The sequence below is a fragment of the Paraburkholderia phymatum genome (assembly GCF_038900715.1).
In the GTDB taxonomy this organism is placed as follows: Bacteria; Pseudomonadota; Gammaproteobacteria; order Burkholderiales; family Burkholderiaceae; genus Paraburkholderia; species Paraburkholderia phymatum_A.
Genome location: NZ_JAYMRZ010000007.1, coordinates 295,771 through 312,397 on the forward strand (window position 1 = coordinate 295,771; position 16,627 = coordinate 312,397).

Here is a 16,627-nt window from a genome sequence, read left to right on the forward strand (position 1 = left end):
AGCAAACGGCGCATGCACGCGCGCATGTATCCGCGTCCATCACGCAACGCATGCCGCGTTCGCGCATGCGTTACTGCGCCGCTGCATGAATCTCGGCGATATAGCCGCCGGGGAACTGCACGACAGCCGCTTCACGCCTGTCCGAAGTGAACGGCGCAACCAGCACCGTGACGCCTGCCGCCTTCGCTTTCTGCAGCGTGTCGCCGAGATTCGCCACTTCGTATCCCGTCATCTCGTGGCCGTACGGATACGGCAAGTGGCCGTCCGTCACCAGCACGGTCATCCGGCCGAAGCCCGACTCGATCCGCACGCGACGATAGCTATCGTTGGGCCGGCCGATCTCGACACCCGGCGCCTTGCGATCGTCGGAGACGATCTTGCCGTGCGAAAAGGCCACGAAATTGCGGATCAGCGCATCGGCGCGTTCCGGCGATACGTACACGCGGTTCTCCGGCACCGTCTGCAGCGCATCGTATTTCGGCGCCTGCGTGTGCCAGTAGAGCTGCATGTTGACGCCGCCCGGCCACGAGACGATCGCATCGCGTCCGATCGGATCAGGGAACGTCGCAACCGTGACGTCCGCACCATGCGCCTTCGCCGACTTCACGGCTGCGTCCATGTCGGTCACGAGATAGCCCGTGCGCTCATTGCCGAACGGATACGGAACAGGCGTCTTGAAGCCGAACACCGAGATCGTGCCGACGGGTGTGAAGACGAGTTGCGACATCGTCTGGCTCGGCGTCGGCGTCACCTGAAACACGCCTTGCTGCGACTTGTGACCGCCGAAGGTCGCGACGAAGCTGTCGGTGAACCTGTCGAAGTCATCGGGCGCGACGTAGACGTGCGTCGTGTCGTACTGCGGTCCGACGGAAAGCTGCGGAGCCGCAGCAGGCTTCGCGTATGCAACGGGTGCAGCGGACGATGCGGCAAGACCGACTGCAACAAGCATCGTCACAATCAGGAAGCGGAGGTTACGCATGATGGTGAAGGTCCTCTAAGGTCTTTATTGAACACCGGCAGTGCCGGAAGAATGTTGGACGCCGGCGAGGCATGTCGCCATGACGAGCGCAGCGATGAGTCCAAGGTGTTCGAAGAATGCGTTCAACGCAAAGAAATGCGCGTCGCCCGTCAGGTTCCAGAAGTCGTTCGCGACGAACATCGCGACGGCCGTCAACGCGGCGAGCGCGCCCGCGCCCAGCCACACGAAGCGGTTCGCGATCACGCACGCCGAGCCGCCAAGCTCGACGACGATCGCAAACGCCGCCCACAACCATCCCGGATGCAACCCGAAATGCTCCTGTTCGAGCACGGCGCCATGAAAGTTCGCGAGTTTCGCAAGACCGCCGATCACATAGGCGGACACCAGCGCCGTGCGTATGAGCATCAGCAGCCAGGGCTGCGCGAGGATCGCGGCGATCCAGTGCGGATTCCCCTGTGCGCGCGCGTTCATCTCAGACCGCCCAGCACGCACAGCCGAGCGCGCCCCAGAACGAACGCAGGTCGGACGCGGGCGCGCTGTTCGACCAGGCGCGCGCGTGATCGTGGCCGTGCACCGCGCATCCGTTCGAGCAGCCGCACGATGCCGCCGCCATCTGTCGCAACAAGGCCTCGCCTTCCCCCTTCGAGTCCTTCCACGCAGCGAAGCCACCGAAGCGGCGCACGGGCGACCAGTCAGGCATCGCGGGTGGCGGCGCATTGTCGTCGAGACCGGCGAACGCTCCCGCGCCAAACACGACGCGGCCACCGACAATCGTCAGATCCGACACGGTGCTTGCGATGTCGTCTTCGGGGCACGCGAAGAAGTCGCGGTCCGGAACGATCAGATCCGCAAGCTGGCCCACGGCGATCTGGCCTTTCTTGCCTTCTTCGTTCGAGAACCACGTGACGTTCTCGGTCCACATGCGCAAGGCGGTATCGCGATCTAGGCGATTGCGCTGCGGATAGAGGCGCAGGCCGCCGACCGTCTTGCCCGTCACGAGCCACGCAAGCGACACCCACGGGTTGTACGACGCGACACGCGTCGCATCGGTGCCCGCCGATGTGCGCACGCCTTTCTCGAGCATGCGCGCGACGGGCGGCGTCGCCTCGGCTGCCGCTGCGCCATAACGTTCGACGAAATACTCGCCCTGGTAGGCCATTCTGTGTTGCACCGCCACGCCTCCGCCAAGCGCTGCGATACGGTCCATCGAACGCTCGGAGATCGTCTCGGCGTGATCGAAGAACCAGTGGATGCCGTCGAGCGGAATGTCCCGATTGACCTTCTCGAAGACATCGAGCGCGCGGCTGATGGTCTCATCATAGGTTGCGTGAAGCCGCCAGGGCCAGCGGTTTTCGGCGAGCACGCGCACGACTTCTTCGAGTTCGTCTTCCATTTGCGACGGCATGTCGGGCCGCGGCTCGCGGAAGTCTTCGAAGTCCGCTGCCGAATACACGAGCATTTCGCCCGCGCCGTTATGACGGAAGTAATCGTCGCCCTGCTTGTACTTCGAAGTCTTCGTCCAGTTCAGGAAGTCCTGCTTCTCGGCCTTCGGCTTTTGCGTGAAGAGGTTGTACGCGAGACGCACGGTCATCTGCCCTTCGTCCGCGAGCTTCTGGATGACTTCGTAATCCTCGGGGTAGTTCTGGAAGCCGCCGCCTGCATCGATGACACCCGTCACGCCGAGCCGGTTCAACTCGCGCATGAAATGGCGCGTCGAATTGAGCTGATAGTCGAATGGCAGCTTCGGGCCTTTCGCGAGCGTCGCGTACAGGATCGACGCATTCGGCTTCGCCAGCAGCAGCCCCGTCGGGTTGCCGTCGCCGTCGCGCATGATCTGTCCGCCCGGCGGCTCCGGCGTGTCCTTCGTATAGCCGACCACACGCAGCGCCGCGGCGTTCAGCAATGCGCGGTCATAGAGATGCAGGATGAAGACGGGCGTATCGGGCGCAACCGCATTCAGTTCTTCGATCGTGGGAAGACGCTTCTCGACGAACTGCTGCTCAGTGAAGCCGCCGACCACGCGCACCCATTGCGGCGGCGGCGTAATGGCCACCTGGCGCTTGAGCATGTTCATCGCGTCGGCGAGCGAGCGCACGCCGTCCCAGCGCAACTCCATGTTGAAGTTCAGCCCGCCGCGCACGACGTGCGTGTGATTGTCGATGAGCCCCGGCAGCACGGAACGGCCCTTCAGGTCGATCACCTTCGTCGCGGAAGTCGCGCGCGACATGACGTCGGCATTGTCGCCGACGGCCACGAATTTGCCGTCCTTGATCGCAACTGCGCTCGCGCCCGGGTTCGCGCGGTTCAGCGTCGTGAAGCGGCCGTTGTGCAGGATGAGGTCAGGGGCTGTTGCAGATACGGTCATGAGCGGTTTTCCTTGATATCGGCACGATTGGCACCTTCGGCACGATTAGCGCCTTCTGCACCATCGATATTCGCGCGGGCAGCCTGCCCGACGGCATGACGGCCCGGCAGCATGCCGAACACGTGCGCTGCGCTGCGTGCTTCGTTCCATGCCGTCGACAGCGGCGAGCCCGAAAGAAGATGCTTGCCTACGGGTACGATCTGCTCGCCACCGAGAATGCCGAGCAGGCCCACGAGCGCGACGAGCGGCGGCGCCGGCGAACGCACATTCAACAGGCTGTAGATGACGCCGACCAGCATGCCGGCGCCCAGTGACAACACATACGCTTTCATCGACTCACCTTGCTTGCATCATCGGATCATCTAAAAGAGCGGCCGGCGCGCGAGCGCGCCAGCCTTGCCACTACGGCGCGAGATCAGTGACCTTCGCTGCCGCCGAACATGGTCTTCGCGTAGATCAGGCCGAGACCGTAGCCGCCGCCGTGCTGGATCGACGTCGCCACCGTCTGGTTGTACGTCTCGCTGCGCGCCCAGTCGCGTTGCAGTTCGAGCAGATATTGCAGCGAGGTCATCGGACGCGCGCCTGCCTGCACCATGCGTTCCATCGCGCGCTCATGCGCTTCGTCGGTCACGTCGCCGCATGCATCGGCGATCACATACACTTCGAAACCCTGATCGAGCGCCGACAGCGCCGGGCCGACGATGCACACGCTGGTCCACAGACCCGCGAACACGATGCGCGGCTTGCCGATTGCGTTGACGCGATCGGCGATGCGCTGGTCTTCCCATGTGTTCATCGACGTGCGGTCGATGATGTCCGCTTCCGGAAACACCGACTTGATCTCGTCGAAGATCGGGCCGGAGAAAGTCTTCGAGGCCACCGTGGTCAGAATGGTCGAGACCGCGAACTCCTTCGCGGCCTTGGACACGAGCGCCGCGTTATTGCGCAGCGTCACGGGATCGATCGACTTCGTCGCGAAGGCCATCTGCGACTGATGGTCGATCATGATCAGCGTGTGATCGGACGGCGAAAGCAGCAGTTTTCCGGGCTTGGCTTGAGCTTGAGGCATCGTGTTCTCCAGGTTGAATCAACAAACGTGACGTTGCGTGATGAGTACCGTCCCGCGCTGCGAGCGCCATCGGCTTCACATCGACTTCACATCGACTTCAATGAGCGCCTTCGCAACGTCGATTTCGGAGAAGCGATAATATTTGACCTCCTCAACCTAATAAATAGAATGGAATGAATAGATTCCATTCCAATTCTTTCATGCAACCTCTACCCGATCTTGAAGCCTGGGCGATATTCGCCCGCGTTTCCGATCTCGGCTCATTTGCCAAAGCGGCCGAATCGCTCGGCATGTCGCAGCCCACGGTATCGAAGGCGATTGCGCGGCTGGAACAACGGCTCGGCACGGCACTGCTGTATCGGACATCGCGCCGCCTGTCACTGACACCGACAGGCGTGATGGCTCTCGAACGCGCAGCCCGCATCCTGAACGAAGGCGAAGCCGTCGAAGCCGAAGCGTCCGCGCAAGCGCTCACGCCGCACGGCACGGTGCGCATCACCGCGCCGATGTCGTTCGGCCTCAAATATCTGACGCCGCTGATCCCCGAATTTCTCAACCGCTATCCGCACGTCAACATCGACCTGTCGCTCACCGATACGGTGATCGATGTCGTCGCCGAAGGCTTCGACGTTGCGCTGCGTATCGCCGAACTGCCCGACTCTTCGCTGCGCTCGCGCAAGCTGTGCGCGGTGCGCAGGCCGCTTGTCGCAAGCCCCGACTATCTGGCGCGACACGGCCGCCCGAAGCATCCGCAGGAACTCACGGATCACACGTGCCTCATCTATACGAACCTGCCGACGCCTGGCCAATGGCGCTTCCGTCATGAGTCGGAAGGGGAATACGTCGTGCCAGTGAAGGGGCGCATCAGCAGCAACAACGCGGAGGCCATCAGCCCCGCACTGCTTGCGGGACAGGGTCTGGCATTGCAGCCGGAGTTCGTCGTCTGGGATGCGCTGTCGAGCGGCCAACTCGAAGAAGTCTTGCCCGACTGGCAGATCGCGAGAGTTCACCTCAACCTGATTACACCGCCCGGCCTTCTCAGGCCCGCGCGAGTGACGACGCTGCTGGACTATCTCGTCGAATGTCTTGCGAGCGCACCTTGGGCGTACCCGGAAGAATGACGTCTCATGATTGCAGGAGCCGATAACGCGAGTTGTCGCTCCTCGCACGCGCTTATCCGTCGACACGATCCGCCGAGTCATCCGGCTTATCCTCCGTCCTCATCGAAACTGCTTTAATCAGACGCCGCCGTGATGAATCGATCGTTGCGTCGCCCCATCGGCTTCATTGAAACGCATTGATGCATTGATGCATTGATGCATTGATGCATTGATGTTGATACGCAGCTTCATTGACACGCAGCCATGCAGACAGAAAGTGGCGAGCGAATGCGGCCCGCCACTTCCCTCTACTTCACAGTTGTGTGATTCGCGCGCTTACTTCGCGACAGGCGCCGGCACCGGCGCGAGCACTTCGTGTTTGTCCTTCACGCGCTGAGCCGCCTTATGGACCATCGTGTACGCATAATCCACACCCATGCCGTATGCGCCCGAATGCTCCTTGACGATCGCCATCACGGCATCATAGGTGTCCTTGTGCGCCCAGTCGCGCTGCCATTCGAGCAAGACCTGCTGCCACGTCACGGGCACCACGCCCGCCTGGATCATGCGCTGCATCGCAAAGTCGTGTGCGGCCTTCGACGTGCCGCCCGATGCATCTTCAACCATGTAGATCTCATATCCGCCTTCGCCCATCGCGCATAGCGCAAACGTGTTGTTGCAGACCTCGGTCCACAGGCCCGAAACGACGACTTTCTTGCGGCCGTTCTTCGCCAGTGCGTCACGCACTTTCTGGTCGTCCCATGAGTTCATCGACGTGCGTTCGAGCAGCGGATGATCGGGGAACACGTCCAGCAATTCAGGGTAGGTGTAGCCAGAAAAGCTCTCGGATTCCACCGTCGTGATCGTGGTGGGGATGTTGAATACCTTTGCCGCTTTTGCCAGCGCGACAACATTGTTCTTCAGTACCTGGCGGTCAATCGATTGGACGCCAAATGCCATCTGCGGTTGCTGATCGATGAAAATGATCTGACAGTTGGAGGGCGTCAATACTTCAAGCTTTGGATTACTCATGGTGTGATCCATCCGCGTTTCGATAGAAGAGAAGGACCGCCCTGCCCCCAGGATTCAGGCAAGGCAGGATCGCTGTCGTCAGCCCGCGTAGTCTTCCACATAGCCAACGAGATTCGAAGTGTATGACACGGAGCGCCGGATATAAAAACTATTTCGCACGTTCCTGAAGAACATGACAGAGGAAAGAAATTGCGCAGGAAGTTCTTCTGCTTTTTGCGCACTATAGGCGATACGGAAAGAGAACACTAAAGAAATCGAATAGATTCATTTCCAAAAAGTGCATGCACGTGATGCCCTCTTTTCATCGTGCTTTAAACCCGATACTCTTTTGCGTGCCGGCAGATGACGATCGTGCATTCCACACTGCCGGCGTGTTGCGCGCAGTACATCGCGCACACCTTCATCCGTCCGCCAACATGAGTGGCGACCCGTTGTCGCCGTTTCCTATCACCCCAGCGCTGGCGAAGCACTCGCACGACGCGTGAACTACAGGAATACGAGCCAATGAAACTCTATCTTTTCTCCTTGCTTGCTGGCGTGCTGGTTGGCGTGATCTACAGCCTCATCAACGTGCGTTCACCCGCTCCGCCACTTGTCGCCCTTGTCGGCCTGCTCGGCATTCTCGGCGGCGAACAGATCATCCCGGTCGCGAAACAGATGCTGTCCGGCAGCGGCTTCCACACGGCGTGGACCGACTCGAAGTGCACGCAGCATATGTTCGGATCGCTGCCCGGCCGCCAGACGGGCAACACGTCGCGCACTGCCGCTGCCAATTCATCGGAGAAACGCTCATGAGCACTCACGCTGGCGATACACCTGATCTGATCCTGCATCACGGCCGCTTTACCACGCTCGACAGAAGCAATCCCGAAGCGACGGCTGTCGCGATACGCGAAGGCGTGTTCAGCGCAGTGGGCGACGACGCCGAGATCCTGCCGCTCGCCGGCAACGCGACGAAGGTCATCGACCTGCAGGGCCGCCGCGTCTTGCCTGGGCTGATCGACAATCATCTGCACATTATTCGCGGCGGCCTCAACTTCAATATGGAGTTGCGTTGGGACGGCGTTCCGTCGCTTGCTGTCGCGATGGAGATGCTCAAACGTCAGGTGGCCATTACGCCCGCGCCGCAATGGGTGCGCGTGGTCGGCGGCTTCACCGAACATCAGTTCGCGGAGAAGCGGCTTCCCACGATCGAAGAACTGAATGCCGTTGCGCCCGATACGCCCGTGTTCATTCTGCATCTGTACGACCGTGCAATGCTCAATGCGGCTGCACTGCGTGTGGTCGGCTATACGAAAGACACGCCTGAGCCGCCCGGAGGTGAAATCGTGCGCGACTCGGCGGGCAATCCGACGGGCCTGCTGCTCGCGAAGCCCAACGCCGGCATTCTCTATGCCACGCTCGCAAAAGGGCCGAAGCTCCCGCTCGACTATCAGATCAACTCGACGCGCCACTTCATGCGCGAACTGAACCGTCTCGGCGTGACGGGCGCGATCGATGCAGGCGGCGGCTTTCAGAATTACCCCGAGGACTATGAAGTCATCCAGAAGCTCTCGGACGAAGGCTTGCTGACGATCCGGCTCGCTTATAACCTCTTCACGCAAAAGCCCAAAGGCGAAAAGGATGACTTTCTGAACTGGACACGCACGTCGAAATACAAGCAGGGCAACGATTACTTCCGGCATAACGGCGCGGGCGAAATGCTCGTGTTCTCGGCGGCGGACTTCGAGGACTTTCGCCAGCCGCGCCCCGACATGAGCCCCGAGATGGAAGGCGATCTCGAAGAAGTCGTGCGCGTGCTCGCGGAAAACCGCTGGCCCTGGCGCATGCATGCGACTTATGACGAGACGATCAGCCGCGCGCTCGATGTCTTCGAAAAGGTGAACCGCGATATTCCGCTCGCGGGCCTCAACTGGTTCTTCGATCACGCGGAGACGATCAGCGAACGGTCGATCGACCGTATCGCGGCGCTCGGCGGCGGGATTGCCGTGCAGCATCGGATGGCGTATCAGGGCGAGTACTTCGTCGAGCGTTATGGCGCGGCAGCGGCCGAGGCGACGCCACCCGTCGCGCGCATGCTCGAGAAAGGCGTGAAGACATCGGCGGGGACCGATGCAACGCGTGTCGCGTCGTACAACCCGTGGGTCGCGCTTTCATGGCTCGTCACGGGCAAGACGCTCGCGGGACTGCGGATCTATCCGCAACGCAATTGTCTGGATCGTGAGACTGCGCTGCGCATGTGGACCGAGAACGTCACGTGGTTCTCGAATGAAGAAGGCAAGAAAGGCCGCATCCAGACGGGACAACTCGCTGACCTGATCGTGCCGGACCGCGACTATCTGAGTTGCCCCGAGTCCGATATCGCCGATACAACCGCCGTGCTGACCGTGGTCGGCGGCAAGATCGTCTATGCGGCCGGTCCGTTTGCGGATCACGATGCGCCGATTCCGCCTGCGATGCCGGACTGGTCGCCCGTGCGCGCATATGGTGGCTATGCGGGATGGGGCGCGGCGCAAGGCACGCCGTTGCAGCGCAGCCAGAACGCGCTGGCCTGCGGTTGCGCGAGCGCCTGTGGCGTGCATGGTCACGCGCATGCGCGAGCATGGGCGAAGAGCGTGCCCGCGTCCGACCTCAAGAGCTTCTGGGGCGCGTTGGGTTGCTCGTGCTGGGCCGTTTAGGCGTCTGGCAGTTTGATATGGGCGCGATGCCGCGCGTGCGAATGCGTGACGCGCGGCATCGCATCAAACGCTCTTCAACATGCACGGCTTCAACATTCGTGCCCGCGTTCTGAATGCGGGCATCGCTTTGCTTTACTGCTTTACTGCTTGACTTCATCGCACCATGACCACTCCAATCAAAACGATCCTCACGCCACGCGAAAGCGATATCGGCAATCTCGTCGTGCGGCGCGTGCTGCCTGCGCGCGCTGCCCGTCTCGTGGGCCCCTTCATCTTCTTCGATCACATGGGTCCCACCGTCTTGCCGGCCGGCGTGGGCGTCGACGTGCGCCCGCATCCGCATATCGGGCTCGCGACCGTCACGTTTTTGTTCAAAGGCTCGCTGATGCATCGCGACAGTCTCGGCTCCGAACAAAAAATCGTGCCCGGCGATGTCAACTGGATGACAGCCGGGCGCGGCATCGTGCATTCGGAACGCACGCCCGATGAAGATCGTCCGGAGCGCCAGACGATGCATGGCATTCAGACGTGGGTCGCATTGCCCTTCGAGCACGAGGACGCGCAGCCCGACTTCACTCACCACGCGGCAGCGACGCTGCCGCAGTTCAACACCGATCGCGTGACGGTGCGCGTGCTTGCGGGCAGCGCATTCGGCTATACGTCGCCCGTTTCGACGTTCTCGCCGACGCTCTATGTTGCCGCCGATTTTTCGGTCGGCGGAACGCTCGTGCTCGAACCCGAACATGAAGAGCGCGGTGTCTATCTGGTCGACGGAGATCTGGCGATCGACGGCGAACCGCTCGCGCCCGCGACGATGGCTGTGCTCGAACCTGGCGCGGTCGTGAGACTGACGAGTCCGAACGGTGCGCGCGTGATGCTGCTCGGCGGCGCGCATCTTCCAGGTGAGCGCTACATCGAATGGAACTTCGTATCGAGTTCGCCCGAGAAGATCGAAGCAGCGAAGGCTGCATGGGCGCAACAGACATTCGGTTCGGTTCCGGGCGAAACGGACTGGACACCGCTGCCTGAACGAAAGCCGCGCTGAGCGGCAAATCGGCAAATCCGCAAAGCGACACAGACTGGATGAACAGGCCCTGTAGCGTCGGCTATCAGGGTCGGGCTATCCTTCACACAACAATTCCAGACATCGGCGGCAACATCGCATCGCGCGGTCAGTACGATGCGCGCGAACACATTGCCTCCGTTTCTGACAACGTCCAATGTTTGCCGGAAAAGTCCAGCATGAATAACGTCGAGCTATTCCATTACATATTGCTGCTCGTTTGCGGTGCTGGCGTACTGACATGGGTTGCCGAACGCGTGGCCATTCCGCCCGCGGTAGTACTGCTGTTCGGCGGGGTCGCCGTCGCGCTGATGGGACGGCACACGACCGTCGACATGGACCCCAACCTGGTGCTGACAGCCGTGTTGCCTCCGCTGCTGATGTCGAGCGCGTTCTACACCGCGTGGTCGGACTTCCGTCGCGAGGTCTTGAGCATCCTGTCGCTCGTGCTGGGAGCCGTTGCGTTCACCACGGTCGTGGTCGCCGTCACCGTGCATGCGTTCGCGCCTGCATTGGCGTGGCCCGCCTGCTTTGCTCTGGGCGCAATCGTCTCGCCGCCGGATGCGGTCGCCGCGAAAGCCATCCTCGATCGCAATCCGCTTCCATCGCGGCTCGTCACCGTGCTCGAAGGCGAGAGTCTCGTCAACGACGCAACAGGTCTCCTCCTCTATCAGATGTCCATTGCCGCCGCGTTCACCGGGCAATTCACGGCAGGCCGCGCGACGGGCGTGTTTCTGATGCTGACGTTCATCGGCATCGCCGTCGGTATCGCGTGTGGACAGATCATGATGTGGCTGATCAAGCGCGTCCCTGATCCGATGCTTCGAATCGTGCTCACGTTCCTGATGGCATGGGCCAGCTACAGCATCGCGGAAGAGATCGGCGGCTCGGGCGTGCTGTCCGTCGTCACGTGTGGTCTGATGCTCGGCGTGCGTCAGCATCGTGCGTTCGATGCGCATACACGCATCAAGGCGTCGGCGACGTGGGAAGTAATCGTGTTCGTGCTCGATGCGCTCGTGTTCATTCTGATCGGGCTCGCGCTGCACGGAATCGTCGAGCGGATGGGCGACACGCGCTCGATGCTGGCGACGAGCGCAAGCGTCGCATTGCCCGCCATCATCGCCGTGATCCTGTCGCGCCTCGTATGGGTAGCGATCGGCATCTGGCTGCCCGCGCGCATCGCGGCCGGACGTCGCAATGCAGGACGCCCCTGGCGTCCCGGCGAAATAGCCGTGCTGGGTTGGGCAGGCGTCAGAGGCGTCGTCAGCCTCGCTGCGGCGCTGGCATTGCCCGAGCAGTTTCCGGATCGCGACGCCATCGTGTTCAGCACCTTCCTCGTGATCTTCGGGACGCTCGTGATACAGGGCGGCAGTCTCGGCGTGCTGATCCGCCTCATCGGTCTTCGGCCGATGCGAGGCTCGACGATGTCGGAGCTGGAAGCCCGCTCGCATACCTTTCGCGCATCGTTGAACGAGTTGAAGAAGATCAGCAAGTCAGCCGGGGGCGAGGACAAGAACCTCGTGCAACGGCTCATCGACGAATACGAAGTGAGAGTGCGCAACAACGAAAAAGCGCATTCGGAAGGCAGCGAGCACGTCGAACTGCGAGCGCGCCATCTGCGCCTCGAACTCAATCTCGTTGCGACTTCGCGGCAAACGCTGCTGCGTCTGCATCGCGAAGGCAAGATTGAAGATTCCGTGCTGCACAGGCTGGAGGCCGAACTCGATCTCGAAGAGCTGCGCCTGCATCGGCTGCTGGAACCGTGACGGGCGGCGCAGCCAGCCCCGCCACGCCATTGGTCACTGGTCGACGCGCTTCACCGTGACCACGCGCGGCACCTGATTGTCGGCTGCATCGCCGGGCCGCAACTTCACGCGCCACGCGCCGTACTCGGCAAACGGAAACTGCGCGAGCGCGCTCTTCACGAGCCACGGAATCGGATGATCGGTGTCGGCATCGCGGTCGCGGCTCGTCGCCGTGACCTTGTAGACTTCCTTGCCGCTTGTCGCTTCGAGGAGCCGCAACGTCATCGAATGCCGATACACGCGGCCGAACAGCGAAAAGCCTGCGCCTTCGGCACCATCGCATGCGTTCCCGCACTCGGCCGTGCTGACGCCGACGGCGGCAGGCCGCGTGTCGTATGCGAGCGAGACGAGATAGCTCGCGTGACCCGCCGTTCGATCCACAAGCCCATAGTTCGCAAGTTCGCTTCGAACCAGCGCTTCATACTGCTCGTTAGCGGGATGCGCTTGCGGCCACGGAGCACGCGCGAACGAATAAGTGCGCTCGCCCTGCAGCACGACGGGTGCTCCCGTTGCGCGCACATCCGTCGTCACATCGGCGCAGCCCGCGAGACCGACGACACTCGCAATGACCACCGCGGCGCTATACGTCACTTTCTTCACTTTCATCTCGCTTCGATTGAATAGAGTTCGCGTACCGTTCATGTTCGTGCGCCGTTCATGCGTGCGCGTCGGCTTCGTCGAGCACCGGCAGGGAAATCGTGAAGGTCGTCCCTTTGCCCGGCGCGCTCTCGACGCATACATCGCCGCCGTGCCGCGTCACGACCGCTTTCACGAAGGCCATGCCGAGTCCCGTGCCGGCGACTTCCGGCCGCTCGGCTTCATGAAAGCGCTGAAAACGCTCGAACAGATGCGCCTGATCTTCGGTTGAAATGCCATAGCCCTCGTCGCGGATCGTACAGCTCACGCGCGCCGGCGACGCGCCCGAAGCACCGCTCTCCTGCGCGACGGTACACGTGATGCGCGTATCGGATGGACTGTATTTCACAGCGTTGTTCAAGATGTTCACGAGCGCGCGCGTCATCAGCGAGCGGTCCGCGTTGATCCAGTGGCCGTCGCCCTGCTCGTCGTATGACGCTTCGAGGCGGATGCACTTCGCTTGCGCCTGAGGCCACACCTCGTCGCTTGCATCGATCACCAGCTCGACGAGGCTCACGGGTTCGAGCACATAGGCCTGCGATTCGGCGCGCGCGAGCTGCACGAAATCGTCGGCCAGCGTGAGCGCGCGTTGCGCGTAGCGTTCGATGCGGCACAGAAAATCGCGCATGCGGTCCGACTCGAGCTTGCGCGCCCGCTCGATCTCGACGAGCGCCAGAATCGATGCCTGCGGCGAGCGCATGTCATGCGACAGCAGACGCAGCGCGTCCTCACGCAATCGCTCGGCGGCATGCAGGGCCGTCACGTCGACGAGGCCCGCAATCCAGCCGATCGCCTCGCCCTGTGCGTTCGTGCATCTCGCGTAGCGCAACAGGTGATCGCGCTGGTTGCGATCGCGCACTTCGATGCCCTGCTCCATCATGCCGGCAAACGCAATCCGGCCAGGGTCGAGTATCGCGGGCCAGTGCGCGTGCCCGAAGCTGTCGGCCTCCGCGCTCGAACCGATCGCCTTCACGAAGACGAGATTGCCGAGCACTTCTCGCATCTGCCGCCCCTCGGGCCTCGGCGCGCCGAGCCCGGCGAAGTGCGCCTTTGCCGCATGGTTCGCGATCAGCACGATGCCGCGCACATCGCTCACGAGGATCGGCTCCGGCACGCTGTCGAGGCTGTCCCACACGAAGCGCTTCATGTCCTGCACGCGCCGCGCCGCCTGCGCCATCAGCGCCATGTGCTGTGCGAGCACGTCGCCGCCGAACTCACGGCTGCGATGCGGCGCCTCGGGCAGCAGATAGGGCTCGTCGGCGAGACGCTGCAGTTCCTTGCGCAGATACGACATCGTCATTTCGAGCCGACGCCAGTTCCATATCGGATACACGGCGATCAGTCCGACGATGGCGGGCACGGGCGAGATCCACAGCCGCAATCCGTACAGCAGCGCAGCGCTGCCCGCCACCATCGCCGCGCAGAGCACGAGCGTCATCAGCAGCGAACGCAACGGCGACAGCACGAGCAGCCCCGCGAGCAGCACGCCGAGCGGCACGAGCGACGCGGCGCACAGGAGCCCCTGGCTCGCGGGCTCGATCTCGCGTCCGGTGACGAGCATATCGAGCACGTTCGCGTGGATATAGACGCCCGGCAACGGGCCGAGCCGACCCGATACGGGCGTCGAGAACCTGTCGTAGAGCCCCGATGCCGTCACGCCGATCACGACGATCTTTCCGCGCAGCATGTCTTGCGGCACGTGGCCATCGAGCACGCTCGCGAACGAAACCGTCGGATACGACTGCGCGAGCGGGCTGAACGGAATCAGATAGCGCCCTTCGCCATTGCCGTCGACTCTCGTTCGATCCGGCGATGCCGCAGCAGCGCCGCGATCGTCCGCGAGCTTCAACTGACCCTGCCTGATCGCGCGCCATACGGGCACCATCAGCTGCGGCCAGCGCATATGCGCGCCGCCTTCGAACAGCGCGACACTGCGCACGATGCCGTCGCCATCCACTTCGAGGTTGATATGGCCGAGCCCCGCCGCAGCCTGGGCGAGCGGCTCGACGGGCTTGACCGCGACGCGCTCGCCGCTCGCATCTTCGGGTGTCAGCAGAACAGGCAGCCACGTCGGACTCGCGGCGATCGATCGCGCGAGTTGCGCATCGTCTTCGGCCGGCTCGGTGAAGAGCACGTCGTAGACCACGGCAGCGGGATGCGCTTTCGCGATTTCGTCCAGCAGCCGCGCATGCACGGCGCGCGGCCAGGGCCAGCGCCCGAGCCGCGCGATGCTCGCGTTGTCGATTTCGATGACGGCGATATCGGGCAGCACGGGTTGCGCGCGCCAGCGCAGAAAGCGGTCATAGACGAGGTGATCGGCGCTCGCCGTCAGCCTGCCGAGCGAGCCGAGCAGAACGACCACGACGCCGAGGCAGCCGATGCACAGCCATTCGAACAGGAAGCGGCGCCCGACTGGCCGCCCAAGACGTATGCGCGGATCGAAGCTCATGCGCGGGCCGCCCGTGGTCATCACCGGGCCAGTGTAAACGAGCGGACGGAACTCCCCTTCTGATAGAAGCGGCCGTTTTCGAACTGCTCGGCGATCACGGTCCAGTAGTAGACGCCCGGCGGCAAATCGGACACGACGATCTGTCCCGCAGCGAGATCCGTGCGATCGACGATCGGCTCGCGCAGATCGTCGGTGGTGGCCAGCACGAAGCGGAACCGCGTCTCGACACCAGGACGGCTCGCCGACAGCCAGCGGAACTCGAAGTCGCGGCTGCCGGCGCGTTGTCCCGCCGACGCGTCGAGTGCGAACTGGCGGCGCTCGAATGCATAGATCTGCGGCAGGCCTTCGAGGCCGATGTCGTCGATCGACGCAATGCGCACGAAGTAGTTGCCGTCCGGCAAGTCTTCGAACGATGCGTGCGGCGCGTTCACGCGCTGGTCGCGGATCAGGTCGAACAGGTCGGCGTCGCGCGCGATCTGCACGCGATACGCGCGGGCTTTGTCGGACGGCACGATATCGAACGAGACGTCCTTCGCGTCCTGCACCTTGCCGGGTTCCGCGAGCGCGGGTGCCGGCAGCAGGGCCACGGGCGCGCCGACGCCGCCCGTCGCGCGCGTGACGCTGCCGAACTTCGCGCCGATCAGTTGCGTCGACGCCTGCAGCGGCACGCCCGGCGCACGCGGCGGCAGGCGCGCGGCATCGACGCCGACGGCGCCATCGAGCACGGCGACAGCCGTCGATTGCTCGCCGCCGTCATAGCTCACGCGAAAGCGGGTGCCGCGCACGCCCGCCACCACCGATGGCGAGCGGATCTGAAAGCGATCGTCCTTCTTCGTTGCATGCGTGACCTCGCTGTCGACCTCGCCCTGCCTCAGGTCGATCACGCGATCCTGCGAACCCGTCAGCACGGTCTGCCGCAGCGTGCCGATCTCGATCGTGCTGCCCTGGGGCACCGACAGATGCGAGCCGTCGTCGAGTTCCAGCGTGACGAAGCCGTCATGGCCCGTGCGCACGCGGTCTCCTTCGACGAGCGTCATGCCGACGGTAACGGGCACGAATGCGTTCTGACGAAACGCGTGTTCGGCGGGACCGCTCATCGCGACGACGCGCGCGGTCCTGGGCTCCTGCTTCAGCAACGCGACGGGCAGGATCAGCTTCGCGCCCGGCTGAAGATGAAGCGGGTCCGCGACGTGGTTGAGCTTACGAAGCACGACCCAGTCGCGCGGATCGCGCAGGTAGCGATCGGCGACGTCGTACAGCGTGTCGCCGGCGTGCGTCACATAGACCGTGGATGCAGCAGGCGCACGCTTCGCCGGTGTCCGCGCGCCGGCGCACGCGGGCAGCAGCGCCAGCGCCGCCATCAGGCAGGGAACGATGCCGCGCAACGCGAATGGCGCCATCCGGACGGCAATGCGCGGCATCGGCGACGACGGCACGCGCGATGCGATGTC

General features: G+C 63.1%; 14 protein-coding genes. 5 read left to right on the plus strand and 9 right to left on the minus strand.

Features of this window, described 5'->3' with window-relative positions; translation table 11 throughout:
• Positions 1-70: 70 nt before the first annotated feature.
• From VSR68_RS16055 to VSR68_RS16075, 5 genes are all read right to left on the minus strand, one after another.
• Positions 71-949 (minus strand): glyoxalase, encoded by an 879-nt coding sequence (locus VSR68_RS16055; RefSeq protein ID WP_428983518.1) that lies wholly within the window; start codon positions 947-949, stop codon positions 71-73.
• Positions 950-1,003: 54 nt separating this feature from the next.
• On the minus strand, positions 1,004-1,450 hold the full coding sequence (locus tag VSR68_RS16060) for a DoxX family protein (RefSeq protein ID WP_342940790.1): 447 nt from the start codon (positions 1,448-1,450) through the stop codon (positions 1,004-1,006).
• Between the two features lies 1 nt (position 1,451).
• On the minus strand, positions 1,452-3,344 hold the full coding sequence (locus tag VSR68_RS16065; protein WP_342940791.1) for an amidohydrolase: 1,893 nt from the start codon (positions 3,342-3,344) through the stop codon (positions 1,452-1,454).
• Complete coding sequence (locus tag VSR68_RS16070; protein WP_342940792.1) at positions 3,341-3,676, minus strand: XapX domain-containing protein; 336 nt, start codon at positions 3,674-3,676, stop codon at positions 3,341-3,343. The genes VSR68_RS16065 and VSR68_RS16070 overlap by 4 nt, the downstream gene beginning before the upstream one ends.
• Before the next feature lie 83 nt (positions 3,677-3,759).
• Positions 3,760-4,413, minus strand: coding sequence for a hydrolase (locus VSR68_RS16075; RefSeq protein WP_342940793.1), 654 nt, complete (start codon positions 4,411-4,413; stop codon positions 3,760-3,762).
• A 200-nt stretch (positions 4,414-4,613) separates the two neighbouring features.
• On the opposite strand from VSR68_RS16075, the gene VSR68_RS16080 reads away from it, so the two are divergent.
• Positions 4,614-5,534 carry a LysR family transcriptional regulator gene (locus VSR68_RS16080; RefSeq protein ID WP_342940794.1) on the plus strand — a complete coding sequence of 307 codons (921 nt, stop codon included), beginning with the start codon at positions 4,614-4,616 and terminating at the stop codon, positions 5,532-5,534.
• Positions 5,535-5,849: 315 nt separating this feature from the next.
• On the opposite strand, the gene VSR68_RS16085 is transcribed toward VSR68_RS16080, so the two are convergent.
• Positions 5,850-6,545 carry a hydrolase gene (locus VSR68_RS16085; RefSeq protein ID WP_342940795.1) on the minus strand — a complete coding sequence of 232 codons (696 nt, stop codon included), beginning with the start codon at positions 6,543-6,545 and terminating at the stop codon, positions 5,850-5,852.
• A gap of 504 nt (positions 6,546-7,049) precedes the next feature.
• Between VSR68_RS16085 and VSR68_RS16090 the strand changes: the two genes are divergently transcribed.
• The 4 genes from VSR68_RS16090 (at position 7,050) to VSR68_RS16105 (ending at position 12,052) form a co-directional block, all read left to right on the plus strand.
• Positions 7,050-7,340, plus strand: coding sequence for a XapX domain-containing protein (locus VSR68_RS16090; RefSeq protein ID WP_342940796.1), 291 nt, complete (start codon positions 7,050-7,052; stop codon positions 7,338-7,340).
• Positions 7,337-9,223, plus strand: coding sequence for an amidohydrolase (locus VSR68_RS16095; RefSeq protein ID WP_342940797.1), 1,887 nt, complete (start codon positions 7,337-7,339; stop codon positions 9,221-9,223). The genes VSR68_RS16090 and VSR68_RS16095 overlap by 4 nt, the downstream gene beginning before the upstream one ends.
• Before the next feature lie 163 nt (positions 9,224-9,386).
• A complete protein-coding gene (locus tag VSR68_RS16100; RefSeq protein WP_342940798.1) occupies positions 9,387-10,268 on the plus strand; it encodes a pirin family protein in 882 nt (293 codons plus the stop codon).
• Between the two features lie 197 nt (positions 10,269-10,465).
• Positions 10,466-12,052, plus strand: a complete 1,587-nt coding sequence (locus VSR68_RS16105) for a Na+/H+ antiporter (protein WP_342940799.1) — start codon at positions 10,466-10,468, stop codon at positions 12,050-12,052.
• Between the two features lie 33 nt (positions 12,053-12,085).
• Here the strand turns inward: VSR68_RS16105 and VSR68_RS16110 are convergent, their stop codons facing one another.
• The 3 genes from VSR68_RS16110 to VSR68_RS16120 are packed head-to-tail and all read right to left on the minus strand — an operon-like array spanning position 12,086 to position 16,597.
• Positions 12,086-12,697, minus strand: a complete 612-nt coding sequence (locus VSR68_RS16110) for a DUF4136 domain-containing protein (protein WP_342940800.1) — start codon at positions 12,695-12,697, stop codon at positions 12,086-12,088.
• Between the two features lie 49 nt (positions 12,698-12,746).
• Positions 12,747-15,197, minus strand: a complete 2,451-nt coding sequence (locus VSR68_RS16115; protein WP_342940801.1) for a CHASE2 domain-containing protein — start codon at positions 15,195-15,197, stop codon at positions 12,747-12,749.
• The gene (locus tag VSR68_RS16120) at positions 15,197-16,597 is read right to left on the minus strand and encodes a FecR domain-containing protein (RefSeq protein ID WP_428983519.1); all 1,401 of its coding nucleotides are present in this window, start codon (positions 16,595-16,597) and stop codon (positions 15,197-15,199) included. The genes VSR68_RS16115 and VSR68_RS16120 overlap by 1 nt, the downstream gene beginning before the upstream one ends.
• Positions 16,598-16,627 lie beyond the last annotated feature (30 nt).